The sequence below is a fragment of the Janibacter sp. CoH_79_TC_3 genome (assembly GCF_058197955.1).
Window position 1 is genome coordinate 1 of sequence record NZ_JBXWIV010000075.1, and the last position, 287, is coordinate 287.

At 65.9% G+C, this 287-nt stretch carries 1 protein-coding gene; it reads left to right on the forward strand.

Translation table 11 applies throughout. The annotated features are described in order from the left end of the window. A partial coding sequence (locus AC2FA3_RS15130; protein WP_490510304.1) for a hypothetical protein occupies positions 1-287 on the forward strand: 287 nt, incomplete at both ends.

Consider the following 287-nt stretch of genomic DNA (forward strand, 5'->3'; position numbering starts at 1 on the left):
AACCGGAAGTTCCACCCGGATGACACGGTTATCTCCGTGGGGGAGGCAAAGTTCGGCGGCGGACACTTCTCCATGATCGCGGGGCCGTGCTCCGTGGAGTCTGAGGAGCAGATCGTGGCCGTGGCGCAGTCCGTCAAGGCCGCGGGCGCACAGGTGCTGCGCGGCGGCGCGTTCAAGCCCCGCACCTCGCCGTATGATTTTCAGGGGCTGCACGAGCTGTGGCTGCGCTTTCTCGAGACGGCCAAGCGCGAGACGGGTCTGCCCATCGTGACGGAGCTGATGAACAG